The following is a 24751-nucleotide window of genomic DNA, read 5'->3' as shown; positions in this document are numbered from 1 at the left end:
GTGTGCGCGCGTTCGTCGCACAGGACCGTGAACGACTTAACGTTACGAGACGTGGCGGGCGGCCATCAGGCCGCTCGCGCGCAGCACGCGCCGGTCGACGGCCTCGTCCAGCACCCGGTCGGAACCCGCCGTTGCCAGCGTCAGCCACTGGCGCGCGCGGGTGATGCCCGTATACACCAGCTCGCGCGTGAGGACGGGGTTCAGCGTGTCGGGCAGCACCAGCGCGGCGTGCGTGAATTCCGAGCCCTGCGACTTGTGCACCGTCATCGCGTACACCGTCTCGACCGCCTGCAGGCGGCTCGGCAGCACCCAGCGCACGCCGTCGCTGCCGTCGCCCGCGGGGAAGGCCACGCGCAGGCCCCACTGCAGTCCGCCGTCCGGCGCCGGACGCGGCAGTTCCAGCGTGACGCCGACGTCCCCGTTCATTAGGCCCAGGCCGTAGTCGTTGCGCGTGACGAGCACGGGCCGGCCGGGGTACCAGCCGTGATCGGCCGCGATCAGGCCCACCGCGTGCAGCATGCGCGCGACGCGTTCGTTGAGCCCTGCGACGCCCCACGGCCCGCGGCGCAGCGCGCACAGCAGCTGGAAATGCCCGTGCGCGGCGAGCACCGCGCGCGCCCAGCGGTCGAAGTCGGTCTGCGTGGCGTCGAGCGGCGGACGTCCGTCGCGCATCCCCTGCAGGTAATGGCCGAAACCCGCGGGCGACGGTACATCCTTGCCGGCAAGCTTCCCGCCGCCGGGGAAATTCTCCGCGCCGCCGTCGATCACAAGGCCGCGCAGGTCCGCGTCGCCGGCGAGCCGCAAGCGCGCGAGATCGACGCAAGGCTGCGCCCCCGATCCGTTCAACACCGCGTGCATCGCCGCCCGGTCGGCGGCATTCACGGCCTCGGCGAGGCGGCCGATGCCGCTGTCGGCGGTGAAGCGGTGACTCACGCGCAGCATCGCCACGGCTTGGTCGAGCGGCTCGCCCTGCGCGTCGACGAGGGCGTCGTCGACGCGCGTGCCGGTCACGCCGGCGAGCCAGTCGCGCGTCGCCGGCGTGTAATGGGCCTTGCTGGCGCGGGCGCACAGCTCGCCCAGCACCGCGCCGGCCTCGACCGAGGCGAGCTGATCCTTGTCGCCGAGCAGCACGAGACGGGCATGGGCGGGGAGCGCGGCGAGCACCGCGGCCATCATCTCGAGGTCGACCATCGAGGCCTCGTCGACGACCAACACGTCGAGCGCCAGCGGGTTGCGCACATCGTGGCGGAAGTGGCGCGTGTCGGGGCGGCTGCCGAGGAGACGATGCAGCGTGCCGACGGCGACCGGGATCGTCGCGCGCACGGCTTCGCCGCCGGGCAGGCGATCGAGCTCAAGCTGCGCGACCGCACCTGCGATCGACTCGTTGAGCCGCGCCGCCGCCTTGCCGGTGGGCGCGGCGAGGCGGATGCGCAGCGGGCGGCCCTGCGGCCCGGTGAGCGCGAGGCTCTGCAGCAGCGCAAGCAGGCGCACGACGGTGGTGGTCTTGCCGGTGCCGGGGCCGCCGGTGACGATGCCGAAGGCGCTGCGCGCGACCAGCGCACAGGCGAGCTTTTGCCAATCCACGGCACCCTCCGCGCGCGGCGGGAACAGCGCGTCGAGCGCCTGGCGGAAGGCGCCGGGGTCGGGCTCCGGCGGCGGCGCCGCCAGGCGCGCGTCGATCCCGGCACGCACGTCGCATTCGTATTGCCAGTAGCGGCGCAGGTAGAGGCGGGTGTCGACGAGCGCGAGCGGGGTGTTGCCGACGCCCTGCGCAACGAGCAGCGGATGCGCCAGCGCCGCAATCCAGTCCGCCAGCGTCACGCCCGCGAGCACCTCGTCGGGCAGCGGCGGCAAGCCCGTGTCGTCGTCCCCCTCGGGCGGCAGCGACAGCGCGAAGCGCGGATCGGCGAGCGTCGCGGCGAGATCCAGACACACATGGCCGCGCCCGAGCTGGTGGCTCGCGAGCGCCGCGGCGAGGAGCAGCAGGGGGGCGGCATCGGGCGCCGCGTCGTGCAGGAAGTCGGCGAGCACCCGGTCGAGCGGGCGGAGCCAGCCACGCTCCGCCCAGCGGCGCAGCAGCGCGGGAATGTCGCTGCGAACGGCAACGCCGCGATCGTCCATGCCCGCGAACAGGTCATCCATGCGGTCCGCGCCGGGACGGGTGCCTCGGGTGCTGCGCGTCATTGCCCGCCCTCCCCGGCCAGGATCCGTCCGAACGCTGCATCCAGCGCCTCGATCAGCGCGCGCGGCGGACGCTCGGCATGCACGCCGCGGGTCGGCGCGTGACTGCCGCGCAGGAAGAGGTACACCGCGCCGCCAACATGGCGGTCGTAGTCGTAGTCCGGCAGGCGCACCTTGAGCAGGCGGTGCAGCGCGAAGAGGTAGAGCACGTATTGCAGCTCGTAGCGCTTCGCGAGGACTGCGTCGCGCATCGCGTCAAGCGTGTAGGCCGCGTCGTCGGCCCCCAGCCAGTTGGATTTGTAGTCGGCCACGTAATAGCGCCCCTGGTGTTCGAAGACCAGATCGATGAAGCCCTTGAGCATGCCATTGAGCTGGCCCGGCGCGAGCGCCGGACGCGGCGCGCCGGCGAGGGTGTGGGCGCGCACGAGGGCATCGAGGCGGCCGAGGTCGGCGCGGTGGGTCTCGAACCAGAACTCCATTTCGGGGCGGGCGCCGGCGAGCTCGGCAAGGCACGGCGCCTCGCCGTCGGGCAAGGGCAGCGGGGTTGCGATGAAGTCGAGCAGCCAACGCGTGAGCGTCTCGGTCCAGTGGCTCCAGCCGCGTACGGCGCAGCGGCGCGCGATCATGTCGCGGGCGCGCTCGGGCGCCGCACGCACACGGCCGAAGCCTTCGCGCGCGGCCCATTCGAGGAGCTCGTGCAGGAAGGTGCCAGGACCCGCACCGCGCGCGAAACGGTGCAGGCGCTGGTCCGCGCCGGGGGCAGCGGGAGCACCCGGACTTTCGTCGAGGACCTCGGCGAAGGTCTCCTCGGCGGGGGTTTCGGCGGCAGGCAGTGGTGGAACAAACGCGGGTACGGCGGCGGCGTCCGCACTGGCTGAGCCAGGCTCGCGCGCGCCGCCTTCCGCCTCCGCGGTGCGCAGCGCCGAATAGCTCGCGATCCACCAGAATTCACGCACCGGCCGGCGCGGCTCGCGCGCGGCGCCGAGCTCGCTGCGGGCGATGCGCGGCGTGAAGCGATCGCCCGCGGGCGCCGGGGCGGGTGCGACGGCGATGTGGCCGCATTCGCCGCGCAGGACGTCCAGCGCAACGGGCAAGGCGTCCACCGCGACCGAGGCGCCACCCGCAAGGAGGTAGCCCAGCGCGCTGCGTTCCAGCCCGTCGAGCGGCGCGACGCCGATCCAGGTCGCGTGGCGCGCGCGCGTTAGCGCGACGTAGAGCTTGCGCAGATCCTCGCCGAGGCGTTCGCGGTCGGCCTGTGCGACCTCGCCGTCCGCAGGTTCCAGCGCGAGCCGCAAGCGCCCCGCGTCGTCGTGCAGCTTGATCGGCAGATCGGCAGGATCGACCGGACGATAGGCGCAGGCGAAGGGCAGGAACACGAGCGGGTATTCGAGGCCCTTGGACTTGTGCACGGTGACGACCTGCACGAGGTCGGCATCGCTCTCGAGGCGCAGTTTCCTCGCATCATCGCCGTTCGCAGCGTCGGCGCGCTGCTCCGCGAGGTGACGGATCAGCGCATGCTCGCCGTCGAGCGCGACGCTCGCGTGCTGCAGCAGTTCGGCCAGATGCAGGAGATCCGTGAGCGCACGCTCGCCGTCCTGCTCCGCCCTCTCCCCTCCACCGAGAAGTCGCCGCGGCACGCCGAAGTCACCCAGCAGGCGACGCAGCATCGGCAGCACGCCCTGCCGACGCCACAGCTGGCGGTAGGCGCGGAACTGCAGCACGCGCGCTTCCCATTCGAGCTCGTCGCGGCGCAGGCGGTCGAGCGCTGCCCAGTCGAGTCCGAGGCTGGGCGTTGCGAGCGCGGCGCGCAGCAGGCCGTCGTCGTCCGGTTCGGCACAGGCGGCGAGCCAGCGTTGCAGCTCCTCGGCCTGCGGGCTGGCGAACACGGATTCCTGGTCGGACAGATAGACGCTGCGCACCCCGCCCGCGGCAAGCTTGGCGCGCACGGCGTTGGCCTCCTTGCGGCTGTTCACGAGGATCGCGATGTCGGCCGGGCGCAAGGGCGCGAATCCTTCCCCCTCGCGCGCAAAACCCGCGCGCCCGTGCTGGCCGAGGTTCAGCAGGCGCACGACCTCGGCGGCGCAGCTCGCCGCCATGCGGGCGCGGTAATCGGTGACGCCAACCGCCTTGCCTGCCTCGCGCGGTTCCAAGGTCCAACAGGTGAGTGCCGAGACCGCCTCGCCCTCGACGACGAGGCGTTCGCGTCGCCCGTTGGCTGCGACCGCGTGGAAAGGCACGGGGTTGTCATCCTCGGCGCGAAAGAGGAAGGCCCCCTCCCCCTGCGCGCGCGTCTCGGCCAGCGCGAAGCAGCGGTTCACGGCCGCGACCATCGCCTCGGTCGAACGGAAGTTCGTCCCGAGCGTGAATAGCCGCCCGCCCGCGTCGCGACGCGCGCGCAGGTAGGTGAAGATGTCCGCGCCGCGGAAGGCGTAGATCGCCTGCTTGGGGTCGCCGATCAGCACGACGCCGGAATCCGGCGCGTTGTCGGCGATGCGATAGACGCGGTCGAAGATGTCGTACTGGACCGGGTCGGTGTCCTGGAATTCGTCGATCAGCGCGACCGGAAACTGGCGGCGGATCACCTCGGCGAGGCGCGCGCCGTTTGGCAGGCCCAGCGCCGCGGCCAGGCGCGTGAGCAGATCGTTGAAGCCCATCTGCGCCCGGCGCTGCTGCTCGGCCGCAAAACGCCGGGCGACCCAGCGCGCGGCAAAGCGCAGCAGGTCGGCGCGCGCGTCCGGCAGGCTTTCCAGTTCGGCCTTGAGCGTCAGCATCGCGTCGAGCGCGGGGTGATCGGGAGGATCGCCTTCCTTCCAAACCTCGGCCAGGCCGGCGCGCGTAAAGCGCGTCCAGCCGGTCTTGAGTTCCGGCATGATCAGCGTCGGATCATCGATCCAGGCACGCAAGCCGTCGAACCAGCGGTCGTAATTTCCCTTCTTCAGCTTCTGGCCGTTCACCTTCTTCGCCGCAACGGCGGCGTTCAGTAGTTCTTGCAGTTCATCAGCCCAATCCACCCATGGCGCCTTGAGTGCCGCGAGCGCCTTCGCCTTATCGTCGCGTGCGGCGGCAACCGCCTCAGCCGGTTCCGGCGCCTCATCGAGCGCCTCGGCATGCTCGACCAACTTGCCGAGTTCGCCCTGCAGCGCGTCCGGCGTCGCCCACCAGCCGGCGATCTCGGCGACGGCGTCCGCGTCGAGGGGGACGAAGAAGCTGCGCCAGAAGTCGCGCACGACCTCGGCGAGCAGTTCGCTCTGGTCGGCTTCGAGCTGCTGCGTGAACAGGCTGTCGCTGTCGAAGGCGTGCTCGTTGAGCATGCGCTTGCACCAGCCGTGGATGGTCGACACCGCGGCCTCGTCCATCCACTCGGCGGCGAGCTGCAGCTTGCGCGCGCAGCCGGGCCAGACCTCGGGCGGGTAGTCGGCGCGCAGGTCGTGCAGGAAATTCTTGCCGCGCTCCAGCGTGTCGACCGCCTCCGCTTCGGCGCGGAAGTAGCCCGCGGCCTCGGCCAGGCGCGCGCGGATGCGGTCGCGCAGTTCCTGCGTCGCGGCGTCGGTGAAGGTCACGACGAGGATCTCGGGCGGCGTCAGCGCGCGCGCGAAGGCCGCCTCGCCGCCGTGGCCGAGCACGAGGCGCACGTACAGCGCGGCGATCGTGAAGGTCTTGCCGGTGCCGGCGCTGGCCTCGATGAGGCGGCTGCCGTGCAGCGGGAAGGCGAGCGGGTCGAGTTGCTGCGGTTCGGACATCATCTGGGCGCTCATGCTTCATTTCCCTGCGCGGCATCGACCTTGCCACCCCTGGCGCCGACGGCGTCGTACAAGGGACGCAGCAGCCGGTCGGCGAGCAGCGCAAATTCCCCGTCCGCCCACAGCGCGTCGAAATCCGGCCAAGTGCGCGCGAGATAGGCGCTGTACGCGCGCTCGCCCCGGCGCTTGTAGCCGTCGCCGTCGAAGGCGATGCGCGCCTCGCGCCCGGCGTCGCTTTCCAGCGGCGTGTCCGAGCGCCCGCCCTTGCCGATCCATGCGAAAGCGGTCTTCACCGCGAGCGGCAGCGGACGCGCGAGCCCCGCACGCCAGGCTTCCAGCAGGTGGCGGAAGTATTCCCGCGCGGCCTCCGGCGCGAGCGGGTTGATCGGCGCGTCGCCCGCCTTGCTGACGATGCGGCTCGTCAGCGGCACGCCGCCGAGATGTCCGGCCACATGCGCGATCCAGTGTCCGACGAGCTTGTCGCGGCGGTACTTGCCGTCCTCGATGACGCTGCCGCGTTCCAGCACCAGCCGGCCGCGTGCGCCCTCCGCGTTGCGGCGCAGACTGCCGAGGCGATCGGCGAGGACGAGCCGCGCGGTGCCGACCGCGTGCTCGAAGGCGACATCCTCGTCCGGCTCGATCGCCTCGGGCCAGTCGGCAAGCGCCCTCGCGTAGCGCTCGAAGAGGCCCGACATCGGTTCGGCGAGCTCGGCCTGCATCAGCGCTGCGAAGCGCCCCGGCGCGAGTTCGCCGCGCCGTTCGATGCGCGCGAGCGCCCGCTCCAGCGCTGTCTCGCGTTCTTCGCCGCGACGCAGCGCGTCGAGCTGGGCGCCGATCAGCTCGTCCTGAAGCTGCCAGTTTTGCAGCGCATCGAGCGCAAAGGGTTCGTGGTCCTCGGCTGCCGGGTCGGGCAGCTCGAAATACACGCCCAGGCGGCGGCGCAGGAACACCCTTGCCGGTTCCTTGAGGAAATCGGCGAGCTCGCGCAAGGTGAGCGGCTCGCTCTCGTCGAGCGGGGCCAGCGGCGCGGAGTCCTCCGCCGCGGCATCGGCCCCAAGCCCCTCGCGCCACTCGCGCGCATACGTGAACAGCGCCGTGGCCGTGCCGCCGGCGGGGAAATAGTCCGGGCTGAAGGGCTGCAGGCGGTGCTCGACGGTGAGCGCGGCAAGCAACCTGTCGCCGCAATCCTCGCCCCCTTCATCGCCCGCCAGCCGCCAACCCGCCGCAAGGTGGTCGCGCAGCTGCCCGACCAGCACCGAGGGCGGACGCGCGGTGTTGTCGTGGATGCTGCGCCCGACCCAGCTCACGTGCAGGCACTCACGCGCCGACAGCAGCGCCTCGAGAAACAGGTAGCGGTCGTCCTCGCGGCGCGAGCGGTCGCCAGGGCGCCAGTCGCGCCCCATCAGGTCGAAGTCCATCGGCACGCGCGTGCGCGGGTAGTCGCCGTCATTCATGCCCAGCAGGCACACGTGGCGGAAGGGGATCGCGCGCATCGGCATCAGCGTCGCGAAGGTCACCGCGCCGGCGAAGAAACGCTGCGCGAGACCCGAATCGCCCATCTGCGCGAGCCAATGCTCGCGCACCACCGACAGCGGCAGCGCCTCCGTGAGCCCCGCCGCGGCGCAGGCGTCCTGCCAGGCCTGCAGTGCGGCTTCGAGGCGTTCCAGCGTATAGGCGCCGGTCGCGTCGGCGGGGTCGAAAAAGTCGGCGAGCAGGCCGCGCAGGCGCAGGCACCAGTCCGCGACGGCGGCCGGCTCGCGCAGCCCGCGCCAGGCCGCGTCGAGGCGCTCCAGCAGCGTCGCGAGCGGCCCGACCAAGCCCGCGTCCAGCCCGCCGATCTCGTCGTAGGGCTCGATGCCCTGCCAAGCCTCAGTGGCGCCCCCCGCGCCATTCCCCGCGCTGCCCACCGCATAGCCGAGCAGCATGCGGCGCAGGCCGAACAGCCACGAGTTCTGCTCCGCCCCGTCGGGCAGGCCGAGGCTCGCGCGCTGCTCAGCGTGCAGGCCCCAGCGGATGTTCGCGCCGCGCACCCAGCGGTGCAGCAGCGGCACGTCGTCCTCGGCGATGCCAAAGCGAGCGCGCAGCGCCGGCACTTCGAGGAGATCGAGCACGTCGGAGACGGCCACGCGCGACTGCGGCAGGCCCAGCAGCTTCTCGACGGCATTGAGCAGCGGATCGTGGTGGCGCAGGCCCTGGTCGGCAACCGTGAAGGGGATGAAGCGCGGATCCTCGGCGTCCATCAGGCCGAACACCGCCTGGATGTGCGGCGCGTAGGCGTCGATGTCCGGCACCATCACGATCACGTCGCGCGGGCGCAGCGTCTCATCGGCGTTGAAGGCCGCCAGCAGCTGGTCGTGCAGGATCTCGACCTCGCGCTGCGGGCCGTGCGCGACGTGGAAGCGGATCGAGGCATCCGTCGCGGGATCGACCGCCGGCCAGCGCGCGCGCGTCTCGGCGAGCGGGCGCAGGTCGCGGAAGTCGTCCTGCAACTGGTGCAGCAGGCAGTCGTCACCGTGCGGCGCAAAGAGATCGATGCGCGTGCCGACCTCGGCGAAGCGTCGCGCATAGCGCTCGCGGGCGTCGCCGGCGTCGTGCTCGTCGAGCAGGCCGATGAAATCGCGCCCCTGCTTGCCCCAGGCCGCGAGCAGCGGATGGGCGTGCAGGTGCAGGGCCTCCTCGGCCAGCACCGCCGGCATCCCGGCGCGGCGCGCATGGCGCGAGGCGGTCGCGCGCAGCAGGTCCTTGTCCGCGACGATGTCGGCCCAGTAGTGCTCGCAGGGGTTATGCACGCACAGCAGCACCTGGCTCCACTGCGCGATCGCCGCGAGCACTTCCAGCGTCTGCGCCGGCAGCGAGGAGATCCCGAACACCATTACGCGCCGTGGCAGCGAGGGCGGGCGTGGAGCATCCCGCATGTCGGCGACGGCCGCCAGAAAGCGCGTATGCACCGCGGCACGCCCGCTGCCGGCGAGCGCCGGACCGACGTCTTCCAGCAAGGCGCGCCACAAGGCCGGTTGCCACGCCTGCGCCGCGGGCAGCGGCTCGCGCCCGCCACGCGCGGTCAGCACCACGTCTTCCCCGTCGGCCCACGCCGCGAGCCAGTCGGCGCGATACATCTGGTACTGGTCGAAAAGGTCGGCGAGGCGCTCGGCGAGCTGGTGGCGCTTGCGCAAGTCCTCGTCGTCGGACAGGAAGCGCGCGAGGGGCGCGAACTCGCCGCGCGCGAGCAATGCCGGCAGCAGACGCATCAGGCGCCACACGAGCAAGGGTTTGTCGAAGGGCGACACCTCCGGCACCGCGTCGCGCCCGAGCACCGCGCGATATGCCTGCCACACGAAACGCGAGGGCAGGAAGGCATCCAGCGCCGCCGCGATGCCGCACCCCCCGGCCGCCTCGTCGGCCGCCAGCGCCATCTTCAGCCACTGCGCGATGCCGTTGCTCTGCACGAGGATCAGCTCGTTCTCCAGCGGCGCCAGCGGATGGCGCTTCATCCACGCGACCAGCACGTCGCGCAGCGCCTCCGGGTGATTGCCGTGGATCACCATCAGCCCGCCCGCAACGTCGTCCTCACGCTCCATGCCTGTCCCGGCCTCCCCTTGCCGCACCGAATCCATTCGCCTCGCACTGTAGCGCCCGCACGCGACAGAACGCATCGCATCCCTCCGCCGTAGCGGCGCACAACCTAACACGGTAGCATGCGCCCCGCGCCACCCCCACCCCCCGGAGTCCTGCATGGTCCGCGAGATCGAATTGAACCTCGTCAGATTCGCCCCCGACGTGATGGACCTGTGGGCCGACGTGCTGCGCGTGAATTATCCCCGACTGCGCCTCACCGGCCGGCCCAGCTCGCCGTGGAAGGTGCACGAGGTCATCGACACCCGCGCACGCATCCTCGACTCGGGTGAGCTCGAGCTCTTCGCCGAGACCGGCGCGGGCGAACCCGTCACGCTGCGCATCCCCGCGCGCGAATGGGGCTGGCGCTCGCGCTGAGTGCGGCACCCCCCGGTGGCGCCCCGGTCGTCAAGCGCCTGAAACATTGCCTTGCGAGACTCGTCGCCACATCCGCGACCACACGAGGCAGCACGATGATCTCCGCTTCAAGGCTTCTCGCCCGGCACATCCCAGGCCCCGTCCCCGGCACCTTCCCGCCGGCGCGCGCGACCGCCTGGTGGGGCGGCATTCTCGCGCTAGCCACGCTGGCGCTCGCCCTGCCGATGGAGGCCGGATGGCTCGACCGCAGCTTCGCCGCGACGATCTCGGCCCTGCAACCGGCCCGCCCCGAGGGCGCGCCCGCATCGCTGTCCGGCCATCGGGCAGACGTCGACGCGCGCCCCGTCGCCGGCGTCGGGCGCAACCTCTCGGGCCTCGCCTGGGACGAGCGCCGCGGCCACCTGTGGGCGGTCGTCAATGAACCGCCGCAGCTGCTCGCACTGACCGCCGACGGCGACGTGCTCGCCCAGCATCCGCTCGAGGGCTTCCAGGACGTCGAGGGCGTCGCCGTGCTCGATGGCGACCGGCTGCTGCTTGCCGAAGAGCGCCGCCAATCCGTCGTCGTCGCACCGGTCCCGGCCGCCGCGGATGCCGTGCTGTCGCGCACCGGCCTGCCCGCGCTCTCGCTCGCACTGGGCGCGGGCGGCAACGCCGGCTTCGAAGGCCTCGCCTACGACGAAACCGGCGACCGCCTGTTCGTCGTCAAGGAGCACTCGCCGCGCAAGCTCTACGAGATCCGCGGCCTGCGCGCGAGTCTTGCTGGCCGCCTCGACATTCAGATCATCGACCGCGAGGACTGGGTCCGCGACAAGCTCGTCGCGCGCGATTTTTCCTCGGTCGAGTTCGACTCCCGCACCGGCCATCTGCTCCTGCTCAGCGACGCCTCGAAGCTCGCACTCGAACTCGACGGCGAAGGCCGCTACGTCGGCTTCCAGAGTTTCGCCGCCGGATTCGCCGGCCTCGCCGACAGCGTGCCGCAGGCCGAAGGGCTCACGCTCGACGAGCGCGGCAATCTGTATGTCGTCAGCGAACCCGACCTCTTCTACGCCTTTCACTCCAAGCAAGCGGGGCCTTTTCCCCATCCCCACCGCGAATTTGCGCCAGATCAAATTTACCCGATTTGAGAATAAGAATTTCCTAACGGATCCTATACTTCAAGAGGACATTGACCTTCCGGCGAACCACTTCGAAGGGGAACGAAAATGACAAAATTTGTTGATGTGAACAGCACGGCGGCTGTTCTCGATCCCGGCTTCACGTTTTCCGCCTACGCTGGCGAGCTGCTGTCGACGATGACTTCGATCGACCAGGCGGCCACCACCATGCAATTTGCCGATCCGATCTCCATGACGCCGCCCGGCGTTGGAACGATGCAGGTCCAATGGGCTGACGGCACGCATCTGCAGATCGGCATCAGCGCGATCGGCTCCAGCTCGTTCACGATGGATGGCATGCATCTCGGCGCAGGTGACGGCTCGTACTTCTCGCTGCAGGGCGGGGGGCGCGTCGCCGTCAACGCCATGGGCGACCTCACCAGTTCCAGCCTGCGCGTGACGCGCATGATGTTCGGCAACGACCAGATCGGCCAGATCCTCGACGGTACCGGACGCATGAGCCTCGACACCGGCGCCGTGTCGGGCAGGCTCAACTCGATGACCTTCAGCTGGCTCGCCGACAATCCCGGCACGCCGGCACTCGAATGGCAGTACGTGACCCTCAGGGGCAGCGTCAGGCTCACGGGTGATGCCTTCTCGTCCGATCTCGGCACGCTCACCGGACGGGTCACCGGCTTCGAATGGGGCACGATGAGCACCGACGCCGATGGCAATCCGCTCGGCTTCAGCCCGACCACGAGCTTCAGCGGCCTGAAGATGGACGCCGCAAGCACGCTGAACGGCCTCGAATCCGGCGGCTTCAACTCGCTGATGGCCGGCCTGTACGCCGGCAGCGACGTGATCGACGGCACCGCCGGTGACGACCTCCTCGAAGCCTCGACCGGCAACGACAAGGTCTTCGGCGAGGAAGGCGACGACCACATCGATGGCGGCGCAGGCAACGACCAGTTGTTCGGCGGCGCCGGCAACGACCACATCATCGGCGGCGCCGGCAACGACAAGATCGTCGATGAGGCCGGCGACAACACCGTGATTGACACCGAGGGCAACGCGCGCGTCACCACCGGCGCGGGCAAAGACACCATCACCACGGGCGCGGGCAACGACAGGATTGTCGCGGGCGACGGCGACAACAACGTGGACGCCGGCGCAGGCAACGACAACATCGCGACCGGGGCCGGCGCGGACTTCATTCTCGCCGGCAGCGGCAACGACAAAGTCGTCGCAGGCGACGGCGCGAATTGGGTCGAAGGCGGCGCAGGCAACGACGTGCTGCGCACCGGCGCGGGTGCTGACGTGATCTACGGCGGCGAAGGGGCCGACAAGATCAACGGCGGCGGCGGCAGCGACGTCTTCGTGTTCGACAACCTCGCCGTCGGCGGCAAGGACCTCATCAAGGACTTCAGTGCGGCCGATGACTTCCTCGCCTTCGATACCAGCGTGTTCACCTCGCTATCGGGCGGCATTGCAGCCGACAACGTCGTGATCGGCGACCGGGTAACCGCCGTGCAGGCCGACGATTTCTTGATCTTCGACACCCAGGGCGGCAAGCTGTATTACGACGCGGACGGTAGCGACACCGGATTCGCCGCGGTGCAGATCGCGGTCGTGAAGGGCTCGCTGACCGGCCTGGACGCAGGCAATTTCATCGCTGAGGCGACGCTGTTCGCCTGATCCGGCCTCATCCCGGTCGTTGCGATAGGGCTGCCCGCGGGCAGCCCTTTCCGTTTACCCCCAGGCCCATGCACCGTTTGCGGACGGCATGAAAAATTTGGCTTTGCGGCCCATTCATCGTCATTTCATTTGTATAGAATTGTTACCATTTTGCATTCCCAGACAGGACAGGAATCCATGGCAAGCTTCAGCAGCGTCAGCGACACCTCGGCAACGATCAGCGCCGGCTTCAACTATGCGAGCTACACGACTGAGCTGGTCGACGCCGCCTGGTCGGTCGCAGATTCGATCTCGACCGTCTTCTACGATTCCCCCTACGACTGGGACTTTCCGACGGCCAACTCCTGGGGAGCCTGGTGGGACGGCACCGAACTGTACGCCACGCTGTCTTCTTGGAGCGCGACCTCCGCCACCGTCACCGACCTCGACCTGTATGCCCCGGACGGAGCATGGCTGGCTATTTCGGGCAGTGCGAAGATCCAGTACGACAGCTTCGGCGAGATCACCGACGTCAGCAACTTCTCCATGAAGTCGCTGGTCATGGGCAATGACTATGCGGCAACCATCCTTGCCGGATCGATGACGTTGAACGTGGATGCCGGCACGGTATCGGGAAAGCTGAACGCCATCACCATGGGCTGGCAGGACGACGACCCCAACACCGTCGGCATCGAGTGGAGCTACGTCACGCTGAAGGGCAGCGTCAGCATCGGTGGCGACGTCCTCGGCGGCACGCCGTCGCTGTCCGGCAAGATCACCGGGGTCGAGTGGGGAACCCTGGTCGATAACGGCAACGTCACCTGGATTCCGGCAGGCAGCGCCAGCGGCCTGAAGCTCGACGCGTCAGCGACAAGCGCCGCGCTCGCCAACGGCGGCTTCGAGGGTCTGTCGGCCGGCCTGTACTCCGGCAACGATACCATCACCGGCACCGCGGGCAACGACTTCCTCGACGCCTTCACCGGCAACGACAAGGTCAGCGGCGGTGAAGGCGCCGACGAGATCTTCGGCGGGGCCGGCAACGACCAGCTCACGGGTGGCACAGGCGATGACTACATCGACGGCGGCGCCGGCAATGACAAGATCAGCGACGACTCCGGCGACAACACCATCATCGACGAGTCGGGCAACGCCCAGATCACGCTCGGCGCCGGCAATGACGACGTGTACACCGGCGCAGGCAACGACAAGATCAACGCCGGCGACGGCGTGAACTGGGTCGAATCGGGTGCCGGCAACGACAACATCACCACCGGCGCACACGCGGATTTCATCTTCGCAGGCAGCGGCAACGACAAGATCGTCGCCGGCAACGGCGACAACTGGATCGACGGCGGCGCGGGCAACGACACGATCACGACCGGCGCGGGCGCAGATCTGATCTACGGCGGCGAAGGCGCCGACAAGATCAACGGCGGCGGCGGCAGCGACGTCTTCGTGTTCGACAACCTCGCCGTCGGCGGCAAGGACACCATCAACGACTTCAACGCCGCCGAGGACTTCTTCGCCTTCGACACCACGGTATTCGGGTCGCTCGCGGGCGGCATCACCGCGGAGAACGTGGTCGTCGGCGCGAAAGCGGCTGCGCTCGAAACAGACGATTACCTCATCTTCGACACGCAGGGCGGAAAGCTGTACTACGATGCGGACGGCAGCGGCGCTGGCGCCGCAGTGCAGATCGCCGTCGTGAAGGGTTCGGTGAGTACCGCCTCCAGTGGCAACTTCATCGACGAAACCACGCTGTTCGCCTGACGCGGTAGTACGCCGGCGACCACGAAAGGCTGCCCCCGGGCAGCCTTTTTCATGCCAATATGTTCGATTCGCCGCAGCGCTCCTTCGCCGCCCATCCGTGATGTCAGAAACCCGGCAGTTCGTCTCCGCCTTCCGCTCCATCTTCATGAACGCGGGCGTGTTCAGCCTCGCGATCAACGTCGCGCTGCTCGCCCCCTCGCTCTACATGTTGCAGGTCTTCGACCGCGTGCTCGCCAGCCGCAGCGACGAGACCCTGCTGATGCTGAGCATCGCGACCGCCGGCGCCCTGCTGCTGGCGCTCGCCCTCGACTACCTGCGCGGCCTGCTGCTGCAACGGGCCGGCGCATTGCTCGACCGCACGCTGGGCCGGCGCGTGCTGGTCGCGCTGATCCGCAACGCCTCCAACATCCAGCGCCGCGAGAACCTGCACGGCCTGCGCGACGTCGCGACGCTGCGCGGCTTCCTCACCGGCAGCGGCATCATCTCGCTGTTCGACGCGCCGTGGGGCGTGATCTTCGTCGTCCTGATCTTCCTGTTCCACCCACTGATGGGCATCGTCGCCGTCGCCGGCATGCTCGCGCTGCTCGTGCTCGCACTGTTCAACGAGCGCATGAACCGCAAGAAGGTCGAAGCGGTGCAGGACCGCGCGCGCCGCGCCGGCCAGTACATCGACAAGGGCATGGCCAACGCCGACGTGCTCAACTCCATGGGCATGACCGTGCCCTTCGTCGAACGCTGGCATGCACTCAACGACGAGGTCATCGCCAGCTCCCTCGCCACCAGTGGCGCCATGAGCGGCGTCACCAGCCTGTCGCGCTTCGTGCGTCAGCTCATCCAGGTCGCGGTGATGGGCACCGGCGCGTGGCTCGTGATCGACCAGCACGTCACGCCCGGCATCATGATCGCCTCGACCATCCTGCTCGGCCGCGCGCTCGCCCCGGTCGAGAGCGTCATCGGCAACTGGAACAACTTCGTGCTCGCACGCGCCGCATGGGCGCGCATGAAGCCCTTCCTCGACGAGGACGAGGCCGCGGCACCGACCAGCCTGCCCGAACCGCGCGGCGAACTCTCGGTCGAGGCCGTCACGCTCGCCGGCCGCACCGCGATGCAGACCATCCTGCGCCAGGTGAGCTTCCAGCTCCCGGCCGGCCAGTCCCTCGCGATCGTCGGCCCCAGCGCCTCGGGCAAGTCCAGCCTCGCGCGCCTGCTCGCCGGCGTGTGGGCGCCGACGCACGGCACCGTGCGCGTCGACGGCGCGGACGTGCGCCAGCTCGTCGCCAGCGGCCACGGCCGCCACATCGGCTACCTGCCGCAGGACGTCGAGCTCTTCCCCGGCACCATCGCCGAGAACATCGCCCGCCTCGGCAGCGTCGACGCCGAGCGCGTCATCGCCGCCGCGCAGCGCGCGCAGGTGCACGAGCTGATCCTGCGCCTGCCCGAAGGCTACGACACGCGCATCGGGCAGAACGACTACATCCTCTCCGGCGGCCAGATGCAGCGCATCGGCCTCGCGCGCGCGCTGTACGACGAACCCGCGCTGGTGATCCTCGACGAACCCAACGCCAACCTCGACGCCGACGGCGAGGCGAGCCTGGTGCGCTGCATCCGCCAGATCACGCATGAGGGCGTGACGGTGGTGATGGTCACGCACAAGCCCAGCCTGCTCGACTGCATCGACCGCGTGCTGGTGCTGCGCGAAGGCCGCGTCGAAGGCTACGGACCGCGCGAGGAACTGCTCGCGCGCATCGCGCCGCAGCGCGTTGCGCCGGTCGCCCCCGTCTCCCCCTCGCGCGCGCAGGGGGCATGATGATCGACCAGACGAAACGCCTCATCCGCGTCGGCCAGCTCATCATCGCCATCGCATTCGTGGGCCTGGGCATCTGGCTCGCGTTCGCGCCGCTGCAGGGCGCCGTCATTATGATGGCGCAGGCCAAGGTCGACGCCAACCGCAAGGCCGTGCAGCACAACGAGGGCGGCATCGTGAACGAGATCCTCGTGCGCGACGGCGACATCGTCGCCCAGGGCCAGCCGCTGATCGTGCTGCGCGACGCGCAGGCCGAAGCGCTGTACTCGGTCACGCACACCGCGCTCGACGCCGAACTCGCCCGCCACGCCCGCCTCGAAGCGGAGATGACCGGCAGCACCCCGAAATTCCCGCAGGCGCTGCTGCAGCGCAAGGACGAGCCCGTCGCCGCCGAGATGATGCGCCGCGAGCAGGCCCTCTTCGAGGAACGCCGCCGCGCGCTCGCGGCGCAGATCGCACTGCTGGAGAACCAGGCGAAGAGCGTCGGCGACGAAGTCGAGGCGCTCAAGGCGCAGATGGAAGCCGAGCGCATGGGCGCCGCCGCCGCCGAGGAGGAGATGGCCAGCCTCGCGTCGCTGAAGGACCAGAAATTCGTCGCCAACACCCGGCTGCTGACGCAGAAGCGCGTGATCTCCGACTACCGCTCGCGCGAGGAGGAGCGCCGCTCCGAGATTGCCCACGCGCAGAGCCAGCGCGAGGAACTGCGCCTGCGCGCGGTGACGCTGCGCAGCGACCTGGTGCGCCAGGCGGCCGAGGAAGCCAAGGCCAGCACGACGCGCATCATGGAACTGCAGGACCGCCTGCGCCCCGCGTCCGACCTGCTGCAGCGCCTCACCATCCGCGCGCCGGTCGCTGGCCGCGTGCTGAACCTCGCCGTGCATACGGCGGGCGGCACCATCGCCCCGCGCGCGACGCTGATGGAGATCGTCCCCGACACCGGCCCGCTCGTCCTCGAAGGCCGCGTACATGTCGATGCGATCAAGGAGCTGCACATCGGGCAGGGCGCGGACATCCGCCTCACCGCGCTGCCGCAGCGCACGACGCCGCTGCTGCCGGGCAAGGTCAGCTACATCTCGCCGGACGCGCTCACGGTCGAGGACGGCGCGACCTTCTACCTCGTCCAGCTCGTCCCCGACGCCGCGGAGGCCGACTCGCCGCTCGCCCAACTGCAGCCCGGCATGGCCGCCGAGGTGTTCATCCGCACCAAGCCGCGCACCGCGCTCGAATACCTGCTCGAGCCGGTCACCGACACGATGATGCGCGCCTTCCGCGAACGCTGAGTGCATCCGGGCGCGGCGGGAACGAAGCGCCCGGCTTCCCCTCCAATCGCGCATGGATACACTCACCCACGCCGTGTCCGGCGCGATCGCCGGCCGCCTGCTCGCCGCACGGCGTCCCGGCACCGCCGCATTCCCCTCCGCAACGACCCCACCCCTGCCGGTGTGGCAGAGCGTCGCCGCCGGTGCGGCAGCCGCCACTTTTCCCGACCTCGACTTCGTCCTCGGCTACGTCTCCGAACTCGCCTACCTGCGCGGTCACCGCGGCGTCACCCACTCGCTCGTCTTGCTGCCCCTATGGGGCCTGCTGCTCGCCTGGCTGTTCGGCCGCCTCGCGCGGCGCAGCCGCCCGGGGACGGACTGGCGCGGCTTTTATGCCGTCGCCTGCGCCGGCATCCTGATCCACATCGCGGGCGACCTCATCACCCAGTTCGGCACGATGATCCTCGCCCCCTTCTCCGACCAACGCTTCGGCTGGGGCACCACCTTCATCATCGACTTGGTGATCACCGGCCTGCTCGTCGCTGGCCTTGCCGGCAGCGCGCTGTGGCGCACGAGCCGCCTCCCCGCGGCAACCGCGCTCGCGCTCGTCATCGCCTGGATCGGCGTCGGCGCGGTCGGCCGCGGCGAGGCGATCGCCGCCGCGCGCGCCTGGGCGGCGGCGAACCAGGTGCCCGTCGTCGACGTCGACGCCGCGCCGCGCCCGGCCTCGCCCTTCAACTGGACCGCGATCGTGTTCGACGGCGAGCAGTACCATTTCGCCCACCTCAACACACGCCGCAGCGAGATCCTCGTCGCCGGCCCCGACGACAACTTCATCCGCCGCTTCTCCGCCCCCTACCGTCCGGTCGCGCTGGCACAATGGGAGACGCGCCCGCGCTTCGGCAACGGCGACCTGCAGCGCGTCGTGCGCGAGGTGTGGAGCAAGGAGAACTTCGCCTTCTACCGCTGGTTCGCGATGTTCCCGGTGCTCGACCACGCACAGCAGGACGCCTCCGGCAGCCTGTGTGCGGGCTTCCGCGATCTGCGCTTCGAGATCCCCGGCCGTGCCGAACTGCCTTTCATCTACGGCCTGTGCGGCACCCCCGGCGCCGACGGCTGGCGGCTGTACAAGGTCGCTGCGGAAGGACGACGCTGGGTGATGCACTGATCGGGCCCTTCAGCCCCCCAGTTCAAGGACCGCCACCATGGATACGCGCAGCGCAAGGCCGGCAAGATGATCGACCAGGTCGCCGAAAAGCTGGTGCGCCGCGTCATCCTCGGCTTCCTGCTCGGCGGGCTGCTGGTGCTGGCCTACGCCGTGCTGCAGCTTTTCATCGTGCCGGTCGCGTGGGCGGTCATCATCGCCTACGCCACGTGGCCGCTGTACCGACGCCTGCGCCGAGCCCTCCGCCGCCCGACGCCGAGCGCCCTGGTCATGACGCTGCTGCTGAGCGCGGCCTTCATCCTGCCGGCGCTGTGGCTGGGTGGACTGTTCCGCGGCGAGATCGGCACGGCCTACGCCGCGGTGATCGAGCGGCTCACGCAGGGACCATTGACCTTGCCCGAGGCGATCCGCACGCTGCCCTGGCTGGGCGGCTGGCTGCAGGACCAGCTCGACCTGATCGGCAACGATCCGGCAACGCTGCGAACGGAGCTCGCGGCCTGGGGCCGCCAGGGTGCGGACCAGCTCGTCGCCCTCGTCGGCGATGTCGGGCGCAATGCGGCGAAGCTCGGCTTCGCGCTGATCACGGTCTTCTTCCTGTACCGCGACGGCGAGCAGGTGCTGCAGCAGGTGCACCGCGTCCTGTCGCGCTTTCTCGGCAGCCGTATCGACGCCTACCTCGCCGCCGTCGGTGGCATGACCAAGGCGGTGGTGTGGGGGCTGCTCGCCACCGCGCTGGCGCAAGGCTTCGTCGCCGGGCTGGGCTACTGGTGGGCGGACCTGCAGGCCCCGGTGCTGCTCGGCGCGGTCACGGCGCTGATCGCGATGATCCCCTTCGGCGCGCCCATCGTGTGGGGTTCGATTGGCGCCTGGATGCTGGTCAACGGCGACATGGTCGGCGGCATCGGCCTGCTGCTGTGGGGAGCGCTGGCGGTGAGCTGGGTGGACAACCTGGTGCGCCCGCTCGTGATCAGCAACGCGACGCGCATTCCCTTCCTGCTCGTGATGTTCGGCGTGCTGGGCGGCCTGGCGGCGTTCGGGCTGGTGGGACTGTTCCTCGGCCCGGTCATCCTGGCGGTCATGATGGCGGTATGGCGCGAATGGATCGAGGAGTCCCGGCTCGAGGCCGTGGCGCAGCAAGAAGCCGACGCGCGGGCATCCGAAGAATCGCGATGACGGCGGTGGGCTGCCCGGCGCAGCCGCCTCGGCGGCATCACCCGCCCGCGCTGCCCTGCACCGCGAGCATCTCGCGGAAAAGCGGCGAGCGCTGCGCGAGCTCCCACGCCGACCCCATCGCCTCGATGCGCCCGGCCTGCATGAGGATCACCTGGTCGAAGCGGTCGAGAAGATGCAGGCGGTGCACCGAGGACACGACGATCGCATCGGCGAAGTGCGCGAACAGGCCCTCATACACGCGTGCCTCGGTTTCCGGGTCGAGCGCGCTGCTCGGCTCGTCGAGCAGCACGATGGAGCTTCCGTCAGCCGCGAGCACGCCGCGCGCGAGCGCGAGGCGCTGACGCTGGCCGCCGGACCAGTTCGCGCCGCCTTCGACAACGCGCGCAGCGAGCCCGCCGTGCAGTCCTTCGACGAAGGCATCCGCGCAGCTGGCGCTCAGCGCGGCGGTGATCGCGTCGGGATTGGCGGTGCCGCCCAGCAGCAGGTTCTCGGCGACGGTGCCGTCGAACATCTCGGCCTGCTGCGGGATCAGCGTCGCGATGCCGCGCAGGATGGATGCGGCCTCGGGCGCGGGGATCGCGTCGAAGCTCACGGTCGCGTCGGCCGGGGTGTCGAGCCCCGCGAGCAGGCGCAGCAGCGTGCTCTTGCCCGCGCCGCTGGGACCGACCAGCGCATAGCGACGGCCGCGTTCGAGTTCCAGGTGCGGGATGTCGATCGCCGCGCCGGCGCGCTCGGCTCCGGCATGGGCGAAGCGCAGGTCCGCCACGGTCATGCGCTGCCACGGCTCGCCCTCGGCGCTGCAGCGCGCGGGCTCGGCCGCCTCGCGCGCCGCGAACACCGGTTGCGCCGAGGCGAAGTCCGCGCGCTGGCGCGACAGCGACTGGAAGTGCGAGGCGATCGCGGTGATCACGCCACCGGCCTGCTGCGAGTACTCGTACACCATGAAGACCTTGCCCAGCGCGATGCCGGTCGCGACCCCCGCCGCGGCTTCCGCACCGACCAGGCCGGCCGCCTGCGCGGCATACACGGCGACGAGGATGCACCACAGCAGGCTCGCGAGGAGATCGACCGACGCCCACTTCGCCTCGTTGATGACGATGCTGCGCTTCAGGGGCCCTGCCATCGCCTCCAGCCGCGCGGCGATCAGGCGCGCGACGCCTTCGGCGCGGCGCAGCGCGAGCACGGACAGCACGTTGCCGAGCACGTCGACCAGGGTCGCCGACCAGGCGCGCTCGGCGCGGTTGGTGTCGACGGCGATCTTCATCATCACGCGGTCGAAGCGCGTGATCAGCAGCGCAATGAGCCCGTAGCCGATCACCGCGACGCCGCCGACCAGGGTGGAGATCAGCCACAGCGCGACGATGGGGCCGATGAGCTGCACGGTGTTCTGCAGGTAGATGAACTGGCTCTGCGCGAAGTCGTACAGCGCGCTGGTGCTTTGCTGTACCCGGTGCGTGATCTCGCCCGAGTGGTGGCGCTCGTGCCACGCCAGCGGCGCGCGCATCAGGCGTCCGACGAGCAGCGCCGACAGGCGTTCGCGCACGCGCAGCGCGACGTTGCGCTCGAGGATGCGCCCGGGGCCGTGCAGCAGCCAGGTAGCCACGATGGCCGTGAAGACGAGGATCAGCCAGCGCCCGGCGTCCGACAGCGCGCCGAGCCCGCCCTTCTGGATCGCGTTGATCGCGTTGCCGGCGAACCACGGCACGGCGAGCTTGAAGAGCTGGGAGGCGAACAGCAGGCCGAAGGCCCCGAAGATCAGGTGGCGCACGCCCTCCGCGTGCTGCCACAGCGCGCGGTACATCCCGGGCAGGCTGGCCGGGCGCTCATCGGCGACATGCTCCTCGACCGCGGCGGCCGCCTGGACGGCCTTCTCGTCATCCTGCTCGTCGATGATCTCGACGGTTTCGGGAACGCGCAATCCACTCACCTCCGCATGTCGGGAATCGAAAGTGTAACGGTTGGCGCGGCCGTCGGCGAAATTCCCGCCGCATGACGCAGCGCCGCCGCGCGCCTCCTCTGCGCCGACAGCATCGCGCGGTTGGCGATGACGACGGTGAGCGACACAAGCACGACGATGACCGTCGCGAGCGCATTGATCTCGGGCTTCAGTCCGTGGTGCAGACGCGCGAACACCAGCACCGGCAACGTCGTGCTGCCGGGGTCGGACAGCATCGCGGCGAGCACGAAGTCGTCCATCGACAGCGTGAACGCGAGCAGCCACCCCGCCAGCAACGCCGGCGCGATCACCGGCACGGTGATCACGAAGAAGACCTTGAAGGGCGGACAGCCGAGGTCGAGCGCTGCCTCCTCCAGCGAGCGGTCCATCTCGCGCAGACGCGACTGCACCAGCACGCTGACATAGGCCGTGCACAAGGTCGTGTGCGCGGCCCAGATCGCCACGACGCCACGGCCGCCGAGGAAGGGGAAGAGCGGATGCGCGAACAGCAGCACCAGCGACAGCCCGATGACGACCTCGGGCATCACCATCGGCGCCGTCGTCATGGCGGCGAAGGCGGTGCTGCCCGGATAGCGCCCGAAGCGTGCGAGCACCAAGGCGGCAACGGTGCCGACGACGACCGCCGCCGTCGCCGCCAGCGCACCGACACGCAGCGACAGCAGCACCGCGTCGATCAGCTCCTCGTCGCGCGCGAGTTCGGCGTACCAGCACAGCGAGAAGCCGTCGAGCTGCGTCGTGATCTCGCCGGCCGTGAAGGAGAACACGATCAGGCACAGGATGGGCACGTACAGGAAGGCATATACGGCCAACAGCCAGGCCGTCGCGCCGGGACGGGAGCGCACGCTCATCGCCCTTCCTCCCCGTCGCCGCCATTGGCGCGGCCGTGCCGGTGCAGCAGCACGATGGGCGCGATCAGCACCAGCACCATCGTCACCGCAACGGCCGCCGCCATCGGCCAGTCCTGGTTGGGGCCGAAGTCGTCCCAAATCCTGCGGCCTATCATCAGCACGTTGCCGCCGCCCAGCAGATCCGGGATCACGAACTCGCCCACCGCCGGGATGAACACCAGCATCGAACCGGCGACGATGCCGCGCCGCGACAGCGGCAGGGTCACGCGCAGGAAGGTCGTCCACGGCCGCGCGCCAAGGTCGGCAGCTGCCTCGAGCAGGCGTTGATCCAGCTTCACGAGGTTCGCGTAGAGCGGCAACACCATGAAGGGCAGGTAGCTGTAGACCATGCCGACCAGCACCGCGCCCGCGTTGTAGAGCAGTTGCAGCGGCACGTCGATGACGCCGGCGGCGAGCAGCAGGCGGTTGATCAGCCCCAGCTCGCTGCTGTCGAGCAGCACCATCCACGCATACACGCGCAGCAGGAACGAGGTCCAGAACGGCAGCATCACCAGCATCAGCAGCGTGTTGCGCGCGGCCTCGCGCGAGCGCGCGATGTAGTAGGCGAAGGGATAGCCGATCAGCAGGCACAGCAGCGTCGTCAGCGCCGCCAGCAGCAGCGAGCCGCCCCACGCGGAGAGGTACTGCAGGTCCGCGCCGGGCGTGCCGAGCGCGAGGAGTTCGTCGTGCAGACGGCGGTAGCTCGCGAAGTCCGGGCGGAAATGCGGCAGCATCTCGCCCGGTTCCATGACGAAGGGCGACACGTAGGGCGGAATCGCGAGCTGGGGCGTGGACAGGCTGACCTTCACGATCAGCGCGAAGGGCAGTGCGAAGAAGAGCAGCATCCACGCCCAGGGCAGCAGCCCCGTCCAGAAGCGCCCGCGCGCGAGGACGAAGCGCCGCCGTGTCATCGCGTCAGCACCACGCCGTCGGGCGCGAACCACGCGACGCCTACCGCATCGCCCCAGGTCGGCGGCGCGGAATCGCCCCAATGCACGGACGGCACGCTCGCGATCACGATGCGGCCGTTCGCAAGCTGCACGTGATACACCGAATGGCTGCCGAGATAGGCGATCTCGGCGACCTCGCCGGTCGCACCATTGCAGCCGGCGCCCGCCTGCACGCCACCGGATGCGGCACCGGCGCGGCTCAGCGTCACGCGCTCGGGGCGCACCGAGACCCAGGCCTCGTCCCCTTCCGCCAAGCCCGCATCGGGCGGCAGCACGATCGCCGCGGGAAACCCCGCACACGCGAGCGCCCCGTCGGCAACGCGCCCGTGGAACAGGTTGGTCTCGCCGATGAACTCGGCCGTGAAGCGGCAGTCCGGGGTCTCGTAGATCTCGCCCGGCGTGCCGACCTGCAGCAGCCGCCCCTCATTCATCACGCCGATCCGCCCGGCCATCGTCATCGCCTCTTCCTGGTCGTGCGTGACGAGGATGCAGGTCACGCCGACACGCTCGATCAGGTTCACGAGTGCGAGCTGCGTGCGCTTGCGGATCTTCTTGTCCAGCGCGGCGAGCGGCTCGTCGAGCAACAGCAGCTTGGGCTCCTTCGCGAGACTGCGCGCGAGCGCCACGCGCTGCTGCTGCCCGCCCGAAAGCTCGTGCAGCTTCCTGCGCGCGTAGCGCTGCATCTGCACCAGCTCCAGCTCCTGCATCTCCGCGACGCGCGTCTCGACCTCGGCACGCGCGAGGCGCGGGCTCAGGTGCCACAGCCCGAAGGCGACGTTCGCCTCCACCGTCATGTGCGGGAAGAGCGCGTAGGACTGGAACATCATGTTGGTCGGGCGTCGATACACCGGCACCTCGGCGAGATCCTCGCCATCCAGCACGATGCGCCCCGCGTCGGGCGTCTCCAGCCCCGCCAGCATGCGCAGCATGCGTGCTCTTGCCGCAGCCGGAACTGCCCAGCAGCGCGAAGATCTCGCGCTCGGCGATCTCCAGCGACACCTCATCGACCGCGAGGATTTCGTCGAAGCGCTTGGTCACGCCCTCGATGCGCAGGTAGGCCCGCCGGTTTGCCCTCCCCGCCGCCGCCCCGTCGCCGTTGTGGTCCAC

General features: G+C 70.0%; 15 protein-coding genes. 8 read left to right on the top strand and 7 right to left on the bottom strand.

The window, feature by feature from the left end; genetic code table 11:
• Positions 1 to 42: 42 nt before the first annotated feature.
• From recD to recC, 3 genes are read right to left on the bottom strand one after another with little or no spacing between them, the layout of a single operon-like run.
• The gene (gene recD / locus ToN1_RS13350) at positions 43 to 2184 is read right to left on the bottom strand and encodes an exodeoxyribonuclease V subunit alpha (RefSeq protein WP_169208758.1); all 2142 of its coding nucleotides are present in this window, start codon (positions 2182 to 2184) and stop codon (positions 43 to 45) included.
• Entirely contained in the window at positions 2181 to 5936 is a 3756-nt protein-coding gene (gene recB, locus ToN1_RS13345; RefSeq protein WP_169208759.1) for an exodeoxyribonuclease V subunit beta, read from the bottom strand. The genes recD and recB overlap by 4 nt, the downstream gene beginning before the upstream one ends.
• Entirely contained in the window at positions 5933 to 9499 is a 3567-nt protein-coding gene (gene recC / locus ToN1_RS13340) for an exodeoxyribonuclease V subunit gamma (RefSeq protein WP_169208760.1), read from the bottom strand. Before recC ends, recB begins: the two co-directional genes overlap by 4 nt.
• A gap of 154 nt (positions 9500 to 9653) precedes the next feature.
• Between recC and ToN1_RS13335 the strand changes: the two genes are divergently transcribed.
• The 8 genes from ToN1_RS13335 to ToN1_RS13300 all read left to right on the top strand — a co-directional run bounded on the left by ToN1_RS13335 (position 9654) and on the right by ToN1_RS13300 (position 19850).
• Complete coding sequence (locus ToN1_RS13335; protein WP_210147809.1) at positions 9654 to 9911, top strand: hypothetical protein; 258 nt, start codon at positions 9654 to 9656, stop codon at positions 9909 to 9911.
• A 95-nt stretch (positions 9912 to 10006) separates the two neighbouring features.
• Complete coding sequence (locus ToN1_RS13330; protein WP_210147808.1) at positions 10007 to 11035, top strand: SdiA-regulated domain-containing protein; 1029 nt, start codon at positions 10007 to 10009, stop codon at positions 11033 to 11035.
• 78 nt (positions 11036 to 11113) lie between these two features.
• Entirely contained in the window at positions 11114 to 12700 is a 1587-nt protein-coding gene (locus tag ToN1_RS13325) for a calcium-binding protein (protein ID WP_169208669.1), read from the top strand.
• Positions 12701 to 12877: 177 nt separating this feature from the next.
• On the top strand, positions 12878 to 14449 hold the full coding sequence (locus tag ToN1_RS13320) for a calcium-binding protein (protein WP_169208670.1): 1572 nt from the start codon (positions 12878 to 12880) through the stop codon (positions 14447 to 14449).
• A 100-nt stretch (positions 14450 to 14549) separates the two neighbouring features.
• Positions 14550 to 16256: a type I secretion system permease/ATPase gene (locus tag ToN1_RS13315; protein WP_169208671.1), complete on the top strand. Its 1707-nt coding sequence runs from the start codon at positions 14550 to 14552 to the stop codon at positions 16254 to 16256.
• Positions 16253 to 17533 carry an HlyD family type I secretion periplasmic adaptor subunit gene (locus tag ToN1_RS13310; RefSeq protein ID WP_169208672.1) on the top strand — a complete coding sequence of 427 codons (1281 nt, stop codon included), beginning with the start codon at positions 16253 to 16255 and terminating at the stop codon, positions 17531 to 17533. Before ToN1_RS13315 ends, ToN1_RS13310 begins: the two co-directional genes overlap by 4 nt.
• 52 nt (positions 17534 to 17585) lie before the next feature.
• A complete protein-coding gene (locus tag ToN1_RS13305) occupies positions 17586 to 18680 on the top strand; it encodes a metal-dependent hydrolase (protein ID WP_169208673.1) in 1095 nt (364 codons plus the stop codon).
• A 66-nt stretch (positions 18681 to 18746) separates the two neighbouring features.
• Positions 18747 to 19850, top strand: a complete 1104-nt coding sequence (locus tag ToN1_RS13300) for an AI-2E family transporter (RefSeq protein ID WP_169208674.1) — start codon at positions 18747 to 18749, stop codon at positions 19848 to 19850.
• Positions 19851 to 19887: 37 nt separating this feature from the next.
• Here ToN1_RS13300 and ToN1_RS13295 read toward each other — a convergent pair whose 3' ends face one another.
• From ToN1_RS13295 to ToN1_RS13280, 4 genes are read right to left on the bottom strand one after another with little or no spacing between them, the layout of a single operon-like run.
• Positions 19888 to 21768, bottom strand: coding sequence for an ATP-binding cassette domain-containing protein (locus tag ToN1_RS13295; RefSeq protein ID WP_169208675.1), 1881 nt, complete (start codon positions 21766 to 21768; stop codon positions 19888 to 19890).
• 5 nt (positions 21769 to 21773) lie between these two features.
• Positions 21774 to 22655: an ABC transporter permease subunit gene (locus ToN1_RS13290; protein WP_169208676.1), complete on the bottom strand. Its 882-nt coding sequence runs from the start codon at positions 22653 to 22655 to the stop codon at positions 21774 to 21776.
• The gene (locus ToN1_RS13285) at positions 22652 to 23605 is read right to left on the bottom strand and encodes an ABC transporter permease (protein WP_169208677.1); all 954 of its coding nucleotides are present in this window, start codon (positions 23603 to 23605) and stop codon (positions 22652 to 22654) included. Before ToN1_RS13285 ends, ToN1_RS13290 begins: the two co-directional genes overlap by 4 nt.
• The gene (locus ToN1_RS13280; RefSeq protein WP_244860762.1) at positions 23602 to 24573 is read right to left on the bottom strand and encodes an ABC transporter ATP-binding protein; all 972 of its coding nucleotides are present in this window, start codon (positions 24571 to 24573) and stop codon (positions 23602 to 23604) included. Before ToN1_RS13280 ends, ToN1_RS13285 begins: the two co-directional genes overlap by 4 nt.
• Positions 24574 to 24751 lie beyond the last annotated feature (178 nt).

This window comes from Aromatoleum petrolei (assembly GCF_017894385.1).
Taxonomy (GTDB): Bacteria; Pseudomonadota; Gammaproteobacteria; order Burkholderiales; family Rhodocyclaceae; genus Aromatoleum; species Aromatoleum petrolei.
This window is presented reverse-complemented; position numbering and strand designations above follow the sequence as displayed.